The organism is Shigella flexneri 2a str. 301, assembly GCF_000006925.2.
In the GTDB taxonomy this organism is placed as follows: domain Bacteria; phylum Pseudomonadota; class Gammaproteobacteria; order Enterobacterales; family Enterobacteriaceae; genus ECMA0423.
Window position 1 is genome coordinate 1,570,291 of the sequence record NC_004337.2, and the last position, 18,083, is coordinate 1,588,373.

Genomic DNA, 18,083 nt, shown 5'->3' on the forward strand with positions numbered 1-18,083 from the left:
TTTTATCGATACCTTTTAAACATTTCACATTTATAATTTGCTGTTTATTTCCAGTCTTGCAAACTATTGATAATGAAATGTGTAAGATCTCTTGCAATGCGACCCATTTCTGAAATACTCAGCTGATCAATTGCCGAAAAAATGGCTATCAACGTAAGTGTCAGTAATAAGACAACCACAATTACAGACATGATTTCTTTATAGTTATCTCTTTGCGTGATTTTGTTTTTCACTGTGGTCGCATGCATTTCAAATATGTTTATTTAGCGGATAACGTTAAAAGTCGTTAATCAGTATGCTTAATATAACAGGCTGGAGAAAAGAAGAAATAGGACTGGTGCTTCAGTACTGAGCGGAGTTTCTTACAGCTGTAGGCAGAAGTTTATATCTTATAGTATGTAGTTTAATTTAATCCATGTGAGCAAATTGCGCAATAATAGTCAATGAGGAATTCTTCTGCTGTGCGGATGACAGCAGAAGAAATGAGAAGAGGCATTAATTTGATGGTTCTAATTCAACCGGAATACTTTTATAGCCAGGAATACCACTTAATGGATCGTGGTTATCAAGTGTTAGCATGTGATTCGATTCTGGAAAATAGGTCACCAGTGAGCGGTCAGCCATAGGGTAAATGACCACTTTTAATCTATCCATGCGGCGTGAGCTGCGCTTACCGTCTGGCGTAAGCGCAATAAGATTAACTCTTTCGCCGTTTTTTACACGGCAAATTTTAGCTTGTTTAGCACTCATAAAGACCACATCTCGTTGACCGAATACCCCTCGATAGCGATCATCCATACCATAAATCGTCGTGTTGTACTGATCGTGGCTGCGTACTGTCGCCATGACCAGCTTACTGTTAAACGCTGAAGAGGGATCTTCTAACAGCCCTTTGCTGGTAATGAAATTAGCCTTACCTGACGGCGTCATCCAGCGCCTTTCAGCAGCTGCATTTATCAGGTGAAAACCACCGGGATGACGGATGCGCTGGTTATAGTCGGCGAACTCTGGCAGCACAGCTTCAATGTCATTGCGAATGCGATCATAATCTTCCACCAGATACTCCCAGGCTACCACGCTCTGGGGTAGTGCTGCCTGCGCGATTCCCGCGACCACTGCACACTCTGATTTCAGCATTACACCGGCGGGTTTTAACACGCCACGCGAGGCATGAATCATCGACATTGAATCCTCAACGGTTACCGCCTGCGCACCGCTTTTTTGCATATCAATCTCGCTACGCCCCAGAACCGGCAGAATATAGCTATGCCGTGCGGTCAGCAGATGAGAGCGGTTAAGCTTAGTGGCTACGTGTACCGCCAAATCTAATTGCGTTAACGGTACAGCGCTCGCTTCCCGATCTGGCATTGCCAGTGCAAAGTTGCCCCCCATGCAGATCAATGCTCGAGCCTGCCCCGTACATATTGCTTGCATGCTGGCAATTGCAGCATGTCCAGGTGCATGAGGTGGGGGGAAGCCATAGCGCTCACCCAGGCGAGCCAGAAACTCTGCAGACGGTTTCTCGGTGATACCGACGGTTCGGTCGCCCTGTACATTAGAGTGACCACGTAGTGGGCAGATACCCGCACCAGGCTTGCCAATGTTACCTTTCATCAACAGCAAATTGACCAGTTGCTGCACGTTCTGGGTACCATGTTCGTGCTGAGTGATCCCCATTCCGTAACAGATAATGGTGCGTTCGGCAGCGGCATATGCGTCAGCCAGTTCGGCGATTTGTGTCTGACTTAGTCCAGAAATACGTTCGATATCTTTCCACTCGGAATTGAGAACGTCACGGCGTAGCTCGTCAAAGCCGACGGTATGCGTTTGAATAAATTCGTCATCAAGCAATGAGGGCCGACCTGCGGCACTTGCAGCATCATCGCGCTCAATTAACAGGCGCATCATCCCCTTGAGCAACGCCATATCGCCACCAATGCGCACGTTGTAGTAGGCACTGGCCAACTGAGTCTCAGAGTTCGTCAGCATTTCAAACGGGTTTTGCGGTGCGGTAAATCGCTCCAGGCCACGTTCCTGTAGAGGATTGATGGCGATCATTTTCGCTCCCCGTTTCACTAAAGCGCGCAACGAAGTCAGCATGCGAGGGTGGTTTGTACCAGGGTTATGCCCAATGCAAATGACTAAATCGCACTTCTCAAAGTCTTCCAGCAACACGGTCCCTTTACCTACACCGATACTCGCTGCCAAACCCACGCTTGTCGGTTCATGGCACATGTTGGAGCAGTCGGGAAAGTTATTGCTCCCGTATTCACGGGCAAAAAGCTGATAAAGAAAGGCAGCTTCATTGGAAGTGCGGCCCGAAGTATAGAATTCAACCTGATTGGGATCACTATAGCTTTGAAGGCGTGCGCCAATTTCGTCGAAAGCTTGTTGCCAGCTTAATGGCTTGTAACAGTCGCTGACGGCATCATATTTCAAAGGCTGAGTGAGACGCCCCGCAGCCTCAAGCTCGTGATCTCCCCAGGTAAGTAATGATTGAACCGTATTCTCAGCAAAGAAAGAGGCATTTACCTGCTTATCCGTGACTTCCCAAGCGATTGCTTTTGCGCCGTTTTCACAAATGTCGAATGACGCACTGTTCTTAGGATCTGGCCATGCACAACCCGGACAGTCAAAGCCCTCTGGCTTATTCATGTCAAACATGGCAATAACATCATGGCGTATATCCATCTGCTTACGTACTGCATTCGCTACGGATTTAACAGCACCCCAACCACCTGCAGCACCCTGGTAGGATTCAATTTTTTTCTTCATCTACTTATCCTGTGTGGAAATGAATTATTAGGATTTGTAATAGCGATGATGCACAGTACATACAAAGGGATTATCGCCAACATGGATATATAAGAGTAAGGGACTACTCTCTTTCTATTTTTAATCTATTATCGTTAAACAATAGATTAAATACGATAAGTTAAGCATCATCTCTCATAGTGTTTAAATTAACATATTTTCCAATATAAAAAATAAGACTCTGGCTTCAATTGTGCGCGGATTTTCTTACAGGTGTAGGATAATAGCCTTCACAAAATAATTATCCGCGCAATTTTCGTGAATGGAGCGCATAGACTAAGGTCAAAATCACAATTATTCATAGATAAAAGTGACACCAATGACTGACTGGACGGTTCCGGCTGAAACCTTGTTTCCTGTTTGTCCATAGGTTGCGCTTAAACCCAGAGGTACTTTGCTTTTATTTACTGTCCCCAGGGAGACATTTTCTCCCGTAGCCAGTATTTTTCCATTACGCATTAGAGTGACACCCACTCCCGATGCTTTTGTTGCATCAGGTGCTGTGTTAGCAAACACTTGTCGGCTACTGTCAGTGGTGGCACCCGAAAGATAAAATGAGAGCTTTTGTTCGCTTGAGCAATATACGCCAAGGGGTATTTCTGCGCTTCCAGGAAAGTCCGGGAGATCCACGGTGACATTACGACTATCAACGGTGCAGCCGCCTGTTAGCATAACAACACTGTTATTTGAAATAATATTCCACGTAAAATTACGCGGATTTCCGCTTCCTAATGTTGCAATTTTATACATATGAATACGGGCAATGACTTCCCCCGCTTTTATGACAACTCCACCGGCCGCCCCAACTGGGGTAATATAGAGTTTTAACGGTAATGGCATCGGTGTCTTATCACCAATATCCAATACGTTGGTATTTGTCGTCAACGGGAAGGGGTAGGTCACATTATTCCAGTACAGCGATCCTTTATATGACTGTAGGGAGCCTGCGAAAGCTGAGCCTTGTACCAGGTTTATATGATCAGTGTCGTACCAGCCGCCGTAATCATTCCAGCAACTTATATGCTGAGACAAGTCTACAACCAGGGTAATGCTGCCAACTTACTGATTTAGTGTATGATGGTGATTTTAAGGTGCTTGCGTGGCTTCCATTTCCATCAGATGTCCTTCCTGCTCCGCTACTGAAGGCGTGGTGCGTAACGGCAAAAGCACTGCCGGACATCAGCGCTATCTCTGCTCTCATTGCCGTAAAACATGGCAACTACAGTTCACTTACACCGCCTCTCAGCCCGGTACGCACCAGAAAATCATTGATATGGCCATGAATGGCGTCGGATGTCGCGCCAGTGCACGCATTATGGGCGTTGGCCTCAACACGGTTTTACGTCACTTAAAAAACTCAGGCCGCAGTCGGTAACCTCGCGCATACAACCGGGCAGTGATGTGATTGTCTGCGCTGAAATGGACGAACATTGGGGCTACGTCGGTGCTAAATCACGTCAGCGCTGGCTGTTTTACGCGTATGACAGGATACGGAGGACGGTTGTGGCGCACGTCTTCGGTGAACGCACTCTGGCCACACTGGAGCGTCTTCTGAGCCTGCTGTCGGCCTTTGAGGTCGTGGTATGGATGACGGATGGCTGGCCGCTGTATGAATCACGCCTGAAGGGAAAGCTGCACGTTATCAGCAAGCGTTACACTCAGCGCATTGAGCGACATAATCTGAATCTGAGACAACATCTGGCAAGGCTGGTACGGAAGTCACTGTCGTTCTCAAAATCGGTGGAGCTGCATGACAAGGTCATCGGGCATTATCTGAACATAAAACACTATCAGTAAGTTGGAGTCATTACCCAGGAGTCGCTGAAAAATACGCGTTAATCGAACAATGGCGACAACAATTTCCCATTGAAGCGATGTGTCAGGTATTTGGTGTATCCAGGAGCGGTTATTACAACTGGGTACAGCATGAACCCTCAGACAGAAAACAAAGTGATGAGCGGCTAAAACCGGAGATTAAGGTGGCACATATCCGCACTCGCGAAACATATGGAACCCGGCGGCTCCAGACGGAGCTGGCAGAGAATGGCATCATCGTTGGTCGTGACCGACTGGCACGTCTTCGTAAGGAGCTAAGGCTACGCTGTAAGCAGAAACGCAAGTTCAGAGCGACTACGAACCCGAACCACAATCTGCCAGTTGCGCCAAATCTGCTGAACCAGACGTTCGCTCCTACAGCACCAAATCAGGTCTGGGTGGCGGACCTGACGTATGTTGCCACACAGGAGGGATGGTTGTACCTCGCTGGCATCAAAGATGTTTATACGTGTGAAATTGTCGGCTACGCCATGGGAGAGCGCATGACAAAAGAGCTGACAGGTAAAGCCCTGTTTATGGCGCTCAGGAGCCAGCGCCCACCTGCCGGGCTAATCCACCACTCTGATCGAGGTTCACAGTACTGCGCATACGATTACCGGGTCATACAGGAGCAGTCTGGTCTGAAAACATCAATGTCGCGTAAAGGTAACTGTTACGACAATGCTCCGATGGAAAGCTTCTGGGGAACGCTGAAAAATGAGAGCCTGAGCCACTATCGTTTTAATAACCGGGATGAAGCCATCTCAGTAATACGGGAATACATTGAGATTTTCTACAATCGTCAGCGTCGTCACTCTCGTCTGGGGAATATCTCCCCGGCAGCCTTCAGGGAAAAATATCATCAGATGGCTGCTTAAAAAAAGAACAAATGGTAGTGTCCGCTATTGCCAGTACACCTCAGTCAGATATGTCAGCAGCCCAAACAGCAGACTCCCCAGCACGCCTATTGCCGCCCACTGAGACGGGGAAACCCTGTCCAGCAACTGCAGGAACCAGTAGCCCGTTCCCACCGCTGACGTGGTGTATGACACACCTGTTGTGATTTTTTCCATCTGGTCCATACCCCGTCTCCCGTTATCCGGAAGCTGACAACAATAAAAAAGCCACCAGTTAACTACTGATGGCTCTGATAACTCATGCAAGCGTCTCAGACGACCCACTGACACTACCGGTGAGTTTAACGATACCTTCCATTTGACTGGCTCACTTTTTATGATGATGCCGGTGCATTTATCTCCAGCACCAGACTTTCTATCTCAACGCCATACGTTGCATTTTTGGTAATATCCGTCAGCGTCAGTGCATTTAGTCCCACTGCCAGACTGTCTTTTATGGCCTGGAATGCCGGGCCAGTACGATGACGTAGTATCACTCCGGCTCAGTTGCACCACTGACCACCACATCACCTTCTGCTGCAATCGCCTGCATCAGGGTATAAGGGGTTATGGCCACCGGACTACCAAACGGCTGCCAGCCCTCTTTCAGTTTATGTGTCAGCTTTTCCGCAAGATCTGACGGCGGCGCCGCCCTGACAACATCATAGTGTTTAAATGCCATGGTTCTTTCCAACATCTGAAAAATAATTCTTTAAAATACCTGACATGTAATACAGAAAAAACACAAAACCATACCTTAAATAAAAACCTGATTATCAAGCAGATATGCATGGATAAACTACAAGACGAGATATAAACCACCCTGCATTTAAATAAACAATAAACAACATCAGAAAAATAATTCTGTTCTATGGTTTAATTCAAAAATATCATTTATACTTTTCAGAACATCACCAGCAAGGCATAAACAAGGAAACTAAATGAAGTGGATTGTGATTGATACAGTTATCCAGCCATCATGCGGAATATCTTTTTCAGTCATATGGAGTAAAATAAAATTAATAATCTGGTATCAATCGGATGCTTTCTTACCTCCTGAAAGTATATTTACACTGACTCACACAGGCATCATGCTCAATAACAAAGTGCTACCTGTAACCATTTACAACGTAGTACCATTCAATAAAACATTCTGGAATTTAATCAAAAACAGCCAGGAATGCCCTACAAATACAGATAACGTATTGAATGAATGCTTTAATAACCGTTGCACTCTGCAAATATGCCCTTATGGACTAAAACAACAAAGTCCATAAGGAGTTTACTCACATCTGACAAAATCAATATAAACAGCCCCTCCGGAGAGGGGCTGGAGAGTGGCGCTATGTGCCATTCCATGGTGCCGGGTGCCTCCCGGTGAATTCAGTACCAGCACCTGAATCCGCGATTATCCCATATACCTACTCGCTGATTGCCCCTCCGCACAGGGGGATTCACCATGCCAGTTTCTTTTAACAAACTCCCCGCAAACCAGACAACAGTCAACCGCCTGAATTGTGAAGTATTTAAAAATTTCTCCCGCTAACTGATACCCGGCTAACAGTCTGGCGTTTTCTTTTTCAGCAACGGGAAAGCAACAACCACCACACCCGCCACCAGCACACCGTCAGCCGGCACTGACATTATCCGGCTGCTGCAATGCCATTAACAAAAACAGTAAGCAATCACTTTTTACCGTAACAGGTGATAATCCAGATATGTATCTACCCCAGATGAGTAATCCGAAGTTCATCCATACCACAGGTCCTGGCTATTCTGTTGTACTCCTGAACAAGAGCAAATAATTCTGAATTAGCAACCATGAACTCATCGCAAACCCTCTGTATAGCATCACTATTCAGAATAATAACGTCTCTTCCCGAAAGACGATCAGGAGTACAGAACAAAACTGTCAAACGGCTGAAGGCCTTTGCTCGTGCTGCATTGACTATATCAATACGCTGCCTAAGGATGAAACACCCCGACGCCTCATCAATATTCACTCTACCCACACCATATGAATGATAAATACTTAATGCTGAAAAAACCATTAGACCGTATAACAAATACTCAATCAATACTTAACAGAACTTTTATTTTTGACAAATATATAATATTTTCAACAATATCCTGAGCCAGGTATATTTCAGTATAAGGCTCTGCCGGAAGGAATCTGGAAGAATGAATATGGCGCGCTGTACTGGATTCGAACCAGTGACCGATTGCTTAGAAGGCAATTGCTCTGTCCGGCTGAGCTAACAACGCTGAATACCGATAATGGACCGCCATCGGGGACCCGCCCCCCGCACCAACAACCCTGTTATCGTGTCGTCTGCTCTTCCTGATAAGCTAATGGCGGTTTGTGATGGTGGCCCTTGCTGGATTTGAACCAGCGACCTGGCGATTATGAGTCGCTCGCTCTCACCACTGAGCTAAAGGGCCGGGAGCAGAATAATAACGGTCCGTAATTAATTTCGCAATAAAAAAACCCGCTCAGCGGCGGGTTGTAGAAACTCTTCTAACGCCAGGCATAAAACGCCCATCATTATGACGAATTTACCACAGATTCCGGAAAAATCAACCTTGTTACCTAGTTACCTTTTTTAACTGCCGCTCAGCCCATGCTTCTTCAATATCAAACCGGGTCACCAGCGCATCATAAAATTTCTTAACTGTTTTTTCCCATGACGCGCGTGTTATCTGGTTTGTCACCTCGCATATAGCATTAAATGCCTCCGTTGATGGTAGTCTTTCATAGCCACGACCACCACAACGCTGGCAGTCTCTGATAACAGGCATACCACGTTTTACCGACTCTTCACGATGAATGGCGACACCACGCCCACGGCAATCCTTACAGGCGGTGGAAACCTCACCCTTTCCGCCACACTCCGGACAGGCAACTTTTACCACCTCCCTGACTTTTTTCCATTCTTCCCAGTAAAACGGATACACACCTTTCGTACACTTTGCCCATACCGGCGGCTTACCATCCGGATACTGGATCTTGTTTGTAAAAACTATGCTTTCAATAAATTTTTCCCCATAGCAACAAGGGCACTGCTTTTTACTCGCTGCGCTGCGGGCATAATCCTCAAAAGCGTACGAAGCCATAATGCGCATCACTACCGGTTTTATTTCTGCCGGAAGTTTTCTCAACGCCGCCACACGATCGCACCGACTGAGTGCATAATCTGCCAGTAATTCTGTTGCCCGCGCCCTGTCATTCATACTGATGCCCATTTTCCCCAGGAACGCAGAAAAACCCATCTCAGCCCGATTCTGTGTCATGCCCTGCGCGGCCATCACATCAGTGATACTCAGCGCATCTTTTGACGTTGAGGCCGATGCATCGGTCAGGCCAGGGGATTTTGGGGAGTAGTATTTCGGTAAATCTTCCAGTTTCATTTTTTGACCTGCTCTTAATGCATTATGGGGTAAATCTTCACCCCCAGACGTCCACCAGATACTGGCTGACCACGAACGATATTGATTTCATCAAACTGCTCATCGTCCATTAACACTCCCGCATGCGTCAGCGCATCCAGCGGTGCTTTCAGGATATTGTCCAGGTCGCGACGACGCTTATCCGGTGGCTCTGCAATCACCTTTATCGCCAGCCTTCCGGACAGGCTTAATTTCAGCCGCTGCTGGCGAACAATAAGCGCCACAGCCCGGCGATAACGCTTTCCCTCCTCCGAGATAAAATATGTGCTGCCACGGCGTCGCCAGTAAGTGTTCACCGTCGGCGGGTAAGGTAAAACCAAATCTATGAGCATCAGTCACCTCTTTTACCCAGGCACGCCAGTTGCAAAGGCGTGATCAAGAAAACGAAAAATTAAATCAACCTGAGAACCATGCTTTTCTTCGAACGCCAGAGGATCCGCATGAAGCTCGTTGTGATGCTCCCGACACAGCGGTAGCGTGAAAATATCGTGAGATTTGGTCCCCATTCCGCCCTGACCATGACCAATCAGGTGATGGGGATCGTCGGCTGGCTTACCACAACACGCACACGGCTGTGTCTTCACCCAGCGTTTGTATTTCTCGTTAACCCAGCGGCGACGTTTAGGTCGTTTCATGAAAGATTCCGGAGACTCAGGATCAACGGCAATGCTGACCACCGTCTTTTCCTGTTGTGGGTTCTGTTGCTGGTGGGCGTGAGGCAGCGGCGCAAGATTTTTTGTGCGCTGCTTCAGTATGCTGGTGGCGGTCTGCTCTCCCGGCACGATGTCGCTTTCACGGTACATTGAGCGGATTTTTTCCGCACGCAACCCCAGCGAACGACGTAATACCGCTTCCGGTAGCGCGTCCGCCACCTGATTGCGGACCGCCCACCAGGATAATTCAGCCAGAGATAATTCACGCTCCTGCGTACCGCTTATTGCGTGACCGATGACGTCAATCATCCATGCTGACAGGTTTTGATGAGCAAGTTGCTCGAGTGATTCGGATGTCTGGTCACGCAGCTGGTTGTCGCAGTGCCAGCACAATACCATTGCGCCGGTACCATAACGGTGAATGACGGTTTCGCTGTGATGATAATCGCCGTGTGGCCACTGGCAGGATTTAATATGGCGCAACAGCCAGTCAGACAATGCGCCAGCACCACCAGCAGCACGAATCACCCGTGCGTTACTGAAAAACGGCAGCAATGTTTTGTCTTCCACTAGCGGCTGGCGAACGGCAGGAACGACCCCGGACGGCAGATTACGCATGCTTTTCGGTTCCGGCTCCACCAGTACCCGGGTATTGTGGAATACCGGCATGGATTCACGACCGGGCTTAAGGACCACCAGCCCGAGTTCCGGAACCAGAACAGGTCGAAGTAATACCCGCACGTTACCTCCAGATCCGTTGCTGGAATGTGCGGGACGGACGCGGTGGCTGTTCGGAGTAAGGGAGCCTGACGGAGATTATCTAGTGACGGTAGTCGAGGCTAAGGGCTTTTTTAACCTCGCATCCGCGCCTGCGGTAACACTGAATAAGCCATTCGGCCTGTTCTTCAGTGCATGAGGGATGCTGGTACCAGTCTGACTTAAATGCGTGAGAATACCGCTCGTGCGTGTGGGCAAGAACGGTCGAATTATCATGATTGTAATATTTTGCGTTGCGTGCCATCGGTTTTCTCCGGTGGCACGGTGTTACTCAGCGGGAGTTCAGCCCCGCGCAAGATTGTAGATGAGTTTATTCTTCTGAAAAAGCAGAAAAGCCAGCTTTTATTCCGATCTCTTTCAATGCCTGTAATGAAGTGACAAACTCACCGTCGCGCAAGATAAATCCGTCCGTCACTCGGGCATCCACAAAATTAATTAACGCAGCCCCATTTTTTTGCAAACACACAATGCGGTAATGACTAACAATATTTCCATTTTCAACGCACACAGCATAGAGGCCATCTTCACAAAAAATTTTACGCAGTTCTTCGATGTTCATCATCAGAATCCTTCCAGATAAGTAGCACTCCCCTGTTCGGGGTCCATCCCTTTTATCCCTGCGCGCTACTTAAGTATTTTTGATTCTATTCCGGCACCATCCAGAACTTCAAATGCGTTGAAAATAAAAACAAAAACCCGCCGAAGCGGGTTAAGTGCGGGTGCGTTGAGGATGCCTGCCACATCAGAGGTGGCGAGGGATTTCTCACTCGCCGGGTCTCTTACTCCTCAGGTTCGTAAGCTGTGAAGACAGCGACCTCCGTCTGGCCGGTTCGGATTCGTACCTCGCAGAGGTCTTTCCTCGTTACCAGTGCCGTCACTATGACGGTTAAACAGATGACGATCAGGGCGATTAACATCGCCTTTTGCTGCTTCATAGCCTGCTTCTCCTGTCAACGCAAAGCAGAAGTGTCACCTTCGGTGCGAAACAGAGATGTCATGCTTTGGTTCAGAGAATGCGTTTGACCGCCTCGCTATATACTTCCGAGCGTTCTCTTTTCCCAACAGAAATCACGAAAACGACAACTTTCTCGTCTATAACCTGGTATACAAGGCGATAGCCTGAAGACCGGAGCTTAATCTTGTAACAATCAGGCATACCACGGAGCTTGTTTGCTTCAATCCGGGGTGACTCAAGTACTTCAACCAGCTTCTTTTTCAACTGTTCACGTACCGTCGAGCCCAGCTTTCGCCATTCCTTTAGTGCCCGCTCGTCAAAATCCAGAAAATACGCCATCAGAGTTCATCCAGCGTCACACGTACTGGCTTAGGATTACGAAGCCGTTCTTTCACTATCTCCACAAGTTCAGCATCTTCATCACTCAGGAGTGTCTGTTTGAACGGCAAGCGTTCATTGTCAGCGATATACTCGAGCATGAGACGAAGCGCTTCAGAAGGAGTTACACCCATTTTTTCAAGCGCGGCGTAAGAACGCGCTTTAAGTTCATCGTCAATACGCAGGTTAATGCTACCCATGTCTTACACCTCTTGTAATTACAAATGTCATTACAAGTATCGCACTACAACATGCTTAGGGCAAGTCACGAAGGAAGTCAGAAAGTAGTCGTAAGAACGGTGATCACTGTCCGCTTTGTGCCAGGAGCAGCCATTGCTAAGTCCATCCTGTATTGTGCAGGTCAGCTCTTTTTTAAAGAGTCCGGCCATCATCTTACTGGTACAGACACCATATACTTTGTGACGGTCAGGCTACATATGCACAACTCAACTTATTCATCTATTTTTTGCTTTAGCATGTCAGTGAGGTGTACTGGCAATAGCGGACACTACCATTTGTTCTTTTTTTAAGCAGCCATCTGATGATATTTTTCCCTGAAGGTTGCCGGGGAGATATTCCCCAGACGAGAGTGACGACGCTGACGATTGTAGAAAATCTCAATGTATTCCCGTATTACTGAGATGGCTTCATCCCGGTTATTAAAACGATAGTGGCTCAGGCTCTCATTTTTCAGCGTTCCCCAGAAGCTTTCCATCGGAGCGTTGTCGTAACAGTTACCTTTACGCGACATTGATGTTTTCAGACCAGACTGCTCCTGTATGACCCGGTAATCGTATGCGCAGTACTGTGAACCTCGATCAGAGTGGTGGATTAGCCCGGCAGGTGGGCGCTGGCTCCTGAGCGCCATAAACAGGGCTTTACCTGTCAGCTCTTTTGTCATGCGCTCTCCCATGGCGTAGCCGACAATTTCGCACGTATAAACATCTTTGATGCCAGCGAGGTACAACCATCCCTCCTGTGTGGCAACATACGTCAGGTCCGCCACCCAGACCTGATTTGGTGCTGTAGGAGCGAACGTCTGGTTCAGCAGATTTGGCGCAACTGGCAGATTGTGGTTCGGGTTCGTAGTCGCTCTGAACTTGCGTTTCTGCTTACAGCGTAGCCTCAGCTCCTTACGAAGACGTGCCAGTCGGTCACGACCAACGATGATGCCATTCTCTGCCAGCTCCGTCTGGAGCCGCCGGGTTCCATATGTTTCGCGAGTGCGGATATGTGCCACCTTAATCTCCAGTTTTAGCCGCTCATCACTTTGTTTTCTGTCTGAGGGTTCATGCTGTACCCAGTTGTAATAACCGCTCCTGGATACACCAAATACCTGACACATCACTTCAATGGGAAATTGTTGTCGCCATTGTTCGATTAACGCGTATTTTTCAGTGACTCCTGTGCAAAATACGCTGTTGCTTTTTTTAATATATCTCGCTCAAGGCGAGCTTCATTTAACGCCTTACGCAGTTGCAGAATTTCAGATTCCAGTTCAGCCAGCGTGCGGGAACCAGGAGTACCGAGCCCTTTTCTGGCGGCGGTAACCCATTGTCCTAAAGTGCCTTCAGGAAGAGATAATCGGGAAGCGCCTTCACTGATCGAAAGTTGATTTTCAAGAACCGTTCTGACAGCTTCGGCTTTGAACTCTTTAGAGTAACGTTGGGTTTTTCTGCTCATTATTAGCTCCTTCTGATGCCATTCTATTTCAGGAAGGAGTGTCCGTTAAACTCAGGCTACCTCACCCATCTTGCTGGTGACGCTGCGTATTATTCAGGGATTGGGTGCAGGTGCGGAAATTTCCGGTGCCGGTACGATGCTGGCGGAATATGCGCCAAAAGGTAAGCGCGGAATTATCTCCTCATTTGTGGCTATGGGAACTAACTGCGGCACCTTAAGCGCAACGGCAATCTGGGCCTTTATGTTCTTCATTCTCAGTAAAGAGGAACTGCTGGCGTGGGGATGGCGTATACCGTTCCTGGCGAGCGTTGTCGTGATGGTCTTTGCTATCTGGTTGCGTATGAATCTGAAAGAAAGCCCGGTCTTTGAGAAGGTTAACGACAGCAACCAACCGACAGCAAAACCTGCACCTGCTGGTAGCATGTTCCAGAGCAAATCCTTCTGGCTGGCAACAGGGCTGCGTTTTGGTCAGGCGGGTAACTCCGGTTTAATTCAGACTTTCCTTGCAGGCTATTTAGTACAGACGTTATTGTTTAACAAAGCAATTCCAACAGATGCATTGATGATCAGTTCGATTCTCGGCTTTATGACCATTCCGTTCCTTGGTTGGTTATCCGATAAAATTGGTCGCCGGATCCCGTATATTATTATGAATACCTCTGCGATTGTGCTGGCGTGGCCAATGCTTTCTATCATCGTAGATAAAAGCTATGCCCCGAGCACCATTATGGTTGCACTGATTGTGATTCATAACTGTGCGGTGCTGGGATTATTTGCTCTGGAAAACATTACCATGGCAGAAATGTTCGGCTGTAAAAACCGCTTCACCCGGATGGCTATTTCAAAAGAAATTGGTGGTCTTATCGCTTCCGGTTTTGGTCCTATCCTGGCGGGTATTTTCTGCACCATGACGGAATCCTGGTATCCGATCGCCATTATGATCATGGCATATTCAGTGATTGGTTTAATCTCTGCGCTGAAAATGCCAGAGGTGAAAGACCGTGATTTAAGTGCGCTGGAAGACGCTGCGGAAGATCAACCGCGTGTTGTAAGAGCTGCGCAACCTTCCAGAAGTCTGTAAACCCTCAATCCCTTCTCTTACCGGAGAGGGGATTTTTATTCATATAACAAAACATATAGCTTGCCATATTTAAATTTAAGGAATTGTTATGGGAAATAATTTGTTATCAGCAAAAGCGACACTCCCTGTTTATGATCGTAATAACCTGGCCCCAAGAATTGTTCATTTAGGCTTTGGTGCATTTCACCGTGCGCATCAGGGCGTGTATGCCGATATTCTTGCTACAGAACATTTCAGTGACTGGGGATATTATGAGGTCAACTTAATCGGCGGCGAACAGCAAATTGCCGATTTACAACAGCAAGATAATCTTTATACCGTTGCGGAAATGTCGGCCGATGCGTGGACGGCTCGCGTCGTTGGCGTCGTTAAAAAAGCCTTGCACGTACAGATGGATGGCTTAGAAACCGTGTTGGCTGCGATGTGTGAACCGCAAATCGCGATTGTCTCTCTGACAATCACCGAAAAAGGGTATTTCCACTCTCCGGCGACCGGACAGTTAATGCTCGAGCACCCGATGGTCGCTGCCGACGTGCAAAATCCCCACCAGCCGAAAACAGCAACAGGGGTGATTGTTGAGGCGCTGGCTCGCCGTAAAGCGGCAGGACTTCCCGCATTTACCGTCATGTCATGTGACAACATGCCAGAAAACGGTCATGTTATGCGTGACGTTGTCACTTCCTACGCGCAAGCCGTTGATGTAAAACTGGCACAATGGATCGAAGATAACGTGACTTTCCCATCAACAATGGTGGACCGTATTGTGCCCGCAGTGACAGAGGATACGCTGGCGAAAATCGAACAACTTACCGGTGTGCGCGATCCTGCTGGCGTTGCCTGTGAACCTTTCCGCCAGTGGGTTATCGAAGATAACTTTGTAGCCGGACGTCCGGAATGGGAAAAAGCGGGAGCCGAACTGGTTAGTGATGTGCTGCCTTATGAAGAGATGAAGTTGCGCATGCTCAACGGCAGTCATTCATTCCTGGCATATCTGGGTTATCTTGCTGGATATCAGCACATTAATGACTGTATGGAAGATGAACATTATCGTCATGCGGCGTATGGCATGATGTTGCAGGAACAAGCGCCGACGCTGAAAGTGCAGGGCGTTGATTTGCAAGATTACGCTAACCGATTAATTGCACGCTATAGCAACCCGGCGTTACGTCATCGAACCTGGCAGATTGCGATGGATGGCAGCCAGAAATTGCCACAGCGGATGTTGGATTCTGTTCGCTGGCATCTGGCGCATGACAGCAAGTTCGATCTGCTGGCGCTGGGCGTCGCGGGTTGGATGCGTTATGTCGGTGGTGTTGATGAACAGGGAAATCCGATAGAAATCAGTGACCCACTGTTACCTGTTATTCAGAAGGCTGTACAAAGTAGTGCCGAAGGGAAAGCGCGCGTCCAGTCATTGCTGGCGATTAAGGCAATCTTTGGTGATGATTTGCCAGACAATAGCTTGTTTACTGCAAAAGTGACGGAAGCGTACTTGTCTTTATTAGCGCATGGCGCGAAAGCGACCGTGGCGAAATATTCCGTGAAGTAAAAAAAGCAATGCCGCCATCGGCGGCATTCACACACTTAGTTCATGCCGAGACGAATCAGGTCCAGAGGTGCCAGTTTCTCTTCACAACCTTCAACAACTACGGTTTTTCCGCGGCGGATTTGCTCAGCGGTCAGACCTTCAGTATCAATCGACAGGATCTTGCCAGTGTGACCGGTGCCGCTAACCATAACACGGCTGCCAGTGGTGATTGCGTTACGGTTACGATCGTAGGTCGTCATAGGTGTTTTCTCCTTTCTGATTTACAGTCGAAGCCCACGTAACGGGCGCAATATAAATACTCCTGTCGAGTGAAATATTTTTTGTTTTTGATCAAGCTCACATCTTTTTTGATGCATGCATGAGCCGTAAGGCGGGGGGAAAAGCCTCTCATCCCGGATGGGATGAGAGTAAATGAATTACTCTTCGCTAAACCAGTCGCTGTTTTCCTGGCGGATCTGGCGCACGGATTCGCTGATTTCCTGCAAATGTTGCGTCATTGCACGTTCTACCGCATCGCCATCACGTTTTTGCAGGGCAGAGAAAATATCAAGATGCTGGCGTAACAGCATTTCTGGTGGAGAAACATGGTCGAAACTCATATAGCGCACGCGATCAACGGTCGCTTTCAGGTTCTCAATGGTATCCCACGCCAGTTGACAGTCGGCAATCTGCGTCAGGAGTTGATGGAAGTTGTCATCAAGTTCAAAAAAATCATCCAGTTGCTTGCGCTCAATGGCAATGCGTTGCTGGTGAAGATTTTGTTCCAGTTGGTAGCACTGGCTTTCGGTAATCATGCTCGCCGCCCGACGCGCCACCGCGCACTCAATGGCCTGACGGATAAAACTGCCGTTGCGCACCTGGGCCATGGAAATTTTGTTGACGTAGCTGCCACGCTGCGGACGAATTTGAATCAGGCCGTTTTCCGCCAGTTTAATAAAGGCTTCACGAACCGGCTGGCGTGACACATTGAAACGAACAGAAACTTCTTTTTCCGACAACGGTGTGCCTGGTGCAATCAGGCAATGGACAATGTCGCGACTAAGAATACTATACATCTGATGATTGACATGCTGAGTCGGATTAAGTTGCGTCTACACGGTCATTCGTTCTTGCTTGAGAGTGAGTTAACTGCATGAGTCTACCACTTTTTTGTGACAAGCAATAACCCGGCAGTTACGCCGGGTATAAAAATTACTGACGGTGGACATTCAGTCCGGCATAGCTTTGGGTAACCGGCATCATTTCCAGGGTATTGATATTGACGTGAGCAGGCAGCGTTGACACCCACCAGACGGCTTCGCTGACATCTTCTGGCGTCAATGCAACGGTATTTTGATAGGTTTTTTCCGCTTTACCGTCATCGCCTTTAAAGCGGACATTGGAAAACTCGGTGCCACCCACCAGACCCGGTTCGATGTCGGTGACGCGCACCGTCGTACCATGCAGATCCGTACGCAGATTCAGGCTAAACTGACGAACAAACGCTTTCGTCGCACCGTAAACGTTACCACCGGCATACGGCCAGCTGCCTGCCGTTGAGCCAATGTTAATAATATGACCATGATTACGTTCAACCATACCCGGTAAGACGGCGCGCGTCATATATACTAGGCCTTTGTTGTTGGTATCAATCATCGTTTCCCAGTCTTCAACGCTGGCTTTATGCGCAGGCTCCATGCCCAACGCCAGGCCGGCATTATTTACCAGGATATCAATATTGCTCCACTCGGCAGGGAGCGATGCCAGCATCTCTTCAATAGCGGCGCGGTTGCGAACGTCCAGTTGGGCGATATACAGATTATCTCCCAGTTCGTCTGTTAACTCCTGCAACCGCTCCTGGCGACGGCCAGTGGCGATAACTTTATGCCCTTGTTGAATAAAACGACGAGTAATGCATTCACCAAAACCTGCCGTTGCTCCAGTTACTAAAACGATCATCTCACTGTTCCTCAACGCTTTTGTGTGTCAATAACATAGCACGTGATGCTTAAGAGCGGGTAATACTGGTTTGCAAGATTGCACTCCGTTATCAGTA

General features: G+C 48.0%; 22 protein-coding genes, 2 tRNA genes, 1 pseudogene and 3 other annotated features. Of the genes and pseudogenes, 6 read left to right on the forward strand and 19 right to left on the reverse strand.

Features of this window, described 5'->3' with window-relative positions; genetic code table 11:
- Positions 1-44: 44 nt before the first annotated feature.
- From SF1537a to SF1539, 3 genes are all read right to left on the reverse strand, one after another.
- On the reverse strand, positions 45-248 hold the full coding sequence (locus SF1537a) for a two-protein-system connector protein SafA (RefSeq protein ID YP_008439248.1): 204 nt from the start codon (positions 246-248) through the stop codon (positions 45-47).
- Between the two features lie 247 nt (positions 249-495).
- Positions 496-2,775: an oxidoreductase gene (locus tag SF1538; RefSeq protein NP_707420.1), complete on the reverse strand. Its 2,280-nt coding sequence runs from the start codon at positions 2,773-2,775 to the stop codon at positions 496-498.
- Positions 2,776-3,108: 333 nt separating this feature from the next.
- Positions 3,109-3,846, reverse strand: a complete 738-nt coding sequence (locus SF1539) for a minor fimbrial subunit, D-mannose specific adhesin-like protein (RefSeq protein NP_707421.1) — start codon at positions 3,844-3,846, stop codon at positions 3,109-3,111.
- 12 nt (positions 3,847-3,858) lie between these two features.
- Positions 3,859-4,626 (forward strand) — a mobile genetic element.
- Between SF1539 and insA the strand changes: the two genes are divergently transcribed.
- The 3 genes from insA to SF1542 all read left to right on the forward strand — a co-directional run bounded on the left by insA (position 3,914) and on the right by SF1542 (position 5,507).
- Positions 3,914-4,189 (forward strand): insertion element IS1 protein InsA, encoded by a 276-nt coding sequence (gene insA / locus SF1540; RefSeq protein ID NP_707422.1) that lies wholly within the window; start codon positions 3,914-3,916, stop codon positions 4,187-4,189. It overlaps the preceding feature by 276 nt.
- On the forward strand, positions 4,216-4,611 hold the full coding sequence (gene insB / locus SF1541; protein ID NP_707423.1) for an insertion element IS1 protein InsB: 396 nt from the start codon (positions 4,216-4,218) through the stop codon (positions 4,609-4,611). It lies within the feature at positions 3,859-4,626.
- Positions 4,627-5,550 (forward strand) — a mobile genetic element (partial).
- Entirely contained in the window at positions 4,689-5,507 is an 819-nt protein-coding gene (locus tag SF1542; RefSeq protein ID NP_707424.1) for an insertion sequence element IS600 protein, read from the forward strand. Its footprint overlaps the feature before it by 819 nt.
- A gap of 310 nt (positions 5,551-5,860) precedes the next feature.
- Here SF1542 and SF1542a read toward each other — a convergent pair.
- Positions 5,861-6,022 (reverse strand): hypothetical protein, encoded by a 162-nt coding sequence (locus tag SF1542a; protein ID YP_008439249.1) that lies wholly within the window; start codon positions 6,020-6,022, stop codon positions 5,861-5,863.
- The gene (locus SF1542b) at positions 6,019-6,222 is read right to left on the reverse strand and encodes a hypothetical protein (protein YP_008439250.1); all 204 of its coding nucleotides are present in this window, start codon (positions 6,220-6,222) and stop codon (positions 6,019-6,021) included. Before SF1542b ends, SF1542a begins: the two co-directional genes overlap by 4 nt.
- A 244-nt stretch (positions 6,223-6,466) precedes the next feature.
- Between SF1542b and ycgW the strand changes: the two genes are divergently transcribed.
- Positions 6,467-6,802: an anti-adapter protein IraM gene (gene ycgW / locus SF1543; protein NP_707425.1), complete on the forward strand. Its 336-nt coding sequence runs from the start codon at positions 6,467-6,469 to the stop codon at positions 6,800-6,802.
- 911 nt (positions 6,803-7,713) lie between these two features.
- Here ycgW and SF4467 read toward each other — a convergent pair.
- The 11 genes from SF4467 to SF1551 form a co-directional block, all read right to left on the reverse strand.
- Positions 7,714-7,790, reverse strand: a tRNA-Arg gene (locus SF4467).
- 101 nt (positions 7,791-7,891) lie between these two features.
- A tRNA-Met gene (locus SF4468) sits at positions 7,892-7,967 on the reverse strand.
- Between the two features lie 144 nt (positions 7,968-8,111).
- A complete protein-coding gene (locus SF1544) occupies positions 8,112-8,933 on the reverse strand; it encodes an antitermination protein (RefSeq protein NP_707426.1) in 822 nt (273 codons plus the stop codon).
- Positions 8,934-8,947: 14 nt separating this feature from the next.
- Positions 8,948-9,304 carry an endodeoxyribonuclease RUS gene (gene rus / locus SF1545; RefSeq protein NP_707427.1) on the reverse strand — a complete coding sequence of 119 codons (357 nt, stop codon included), beginning with the start codon at positions 9,302-9,304 and terminating at the stop codon, positions 8,948-8,950.
- Between the two features lie 12 nt (positions 9,305-9,316).
- Complete coding sequence (locus SF1546) at positions 9,317-10,366, reverse strand: bacteriophage protein (RefSeq protein NP_707428.1); 1,050 nt, start codon at positions 10,364-10,366, stop codon at positions 9,317-9,319.
- 346 nt (positions 10,367-10,712) lie between these two features.
- The gene (locus tag SF1547; RefSeq protein NP_707429.2) at positions 10,713-10,961 is read right to left on the reverse strand and encodes a hypothetical protein; all 249 of its coding nucleotides are present in this window, start codon (positions 10,959-10,961) and stop codon (positions 10,713-10,715) included.
- A gap of 220 nt (positions 10,962-11,181) precedes the next feature.
- On the reverse strand, positions 11,182-11,337 hold the full coding sequence (locus tag SF1547a; RefSeq protein ID YP_008439251.1) for a regulatory protein: 156 nt from the start codon (positions 11,335-11,337) through the stop codon (positions 11,182-11,184).
- Between the two features lie 71 nt (positions 11,338-11,408).
- Positions 11,409-11,696, reverse strand: a complete 288-nt coding sequence (gene relE, locus SF1548; RefSeq protein ID NP_707430.1) for a hypothetical protein — start codon at positions 11,694-11,696, stop codon at positions 11,409-11,411.
- Positions 11,696-11,935, reverse strand: coding sequence for a bifunctional antitoxin/transcriptional repressor RelB (gene relB / locus SF1549; RefSeq protein ID NP_707431.1), 240 nt, complete (start codon positions 11,933-11,935; stop codon positions 11,696-11,698). The genes relE and relB overlap by 1 nt, the downstream gene beginning before the upstream one ends.
- Positions 11,936-12,218: 283 nt before the next feature.
- Positions 12,219-13,482 (reverse strand) — a mobile genetic element.
- On the reverse strand, positions 12,262-12,975 hold the full coding sequence (locus SF1550; RefSeq protein NP_707432.1) for an insertion sequence element IS600 integrase core domain-containing protein: 714 nt from the start codon (positions 12,973-12,975) through the stop codon (positions 12,262-12,264). (Overlaps the previous feature by 714 nt.)
- The gene (locus SF1551; protein NP_707433.1) at positions 13,116-13,418 is read right to left on the reverse strand and encodes an insertion sequence element IS600 transposase; all 303 of its coding nucleotides are present in this window, start codon (positions 13,416-13,418) and stop codon (positions 13,116-13,118) included. (Lies within the feature at positions 12,219-13,482.)
- Before the next feature lie 36 nt (positions 13,483-13,518).
- On the opposite strand from SF1551, the gene SF1552 reads away from it, so the two are divergent.
- Both SF1552 and ydfI read left to right on the forward strand, forming a co-directional pair.
- A complete protein-coding gene (locus SF1552; RefSeq protein NP_707434.1) occupies positions 13,519-14,499 on the forward strand; it encodes a low-affinity transport protein in 981 nt (326 codons plus the stop codon).
- A gap of 88 nt (positions 14,500-14,587) precedes the next feature.
- Positions 14,588-16,048 carry an oxidoreductase gene (ydfI, locus tag SF1553; protein NP_707435.1) on the forward strand — a complete coding sequence of 487 codons (1,461 nt, stop codon included), beginning with the start codon at positions 14,588-14,590 and terminating at the stop codon, positions 16,046-16,048.
- Positions 16,049-16,083: 35 nt separating this feature from the next.
- On the opposite strand, the gene SF1554 is transcribed toward ydfI, so the two are convergent.
- The 3 genes and pseudogenes from SF1554 to ydfG form a co-directional block, all read right to left on the reverse strand.
- On the reverse strand, positions 16,084-16,287 hold the full coding sequence (locus SF1554) for a hypothetical protein (protein ID NP_707436.1): 204 nt from the start codon (positions 16,285-16,287) through the stop codon (positions 16,084-16,086).
- A gap of 177 nt (positions 16,288-16,464) precedes the next feature.
- A pseudogene (locus tag SF1555) lies at positions 16,465-17,151 on the reverse strand.
- Positions 17,152-17,239: 88 nt separating this feature from the next.
- The gene (gene ydfG, locus SF1556) at positions 17,240-17,986 is read right to left on the reverse strand and encodes a malonic semialdehyde reductase (RefSeq protein ID NP_707438.2); all 747 of its coding nucleotides are present in this window, start codon (positions 17,984-17,986) and stop codon (positions 17,240-17,242) included.
- Positions 17,987-18,083: the final 97 nt, after the last annotated feature.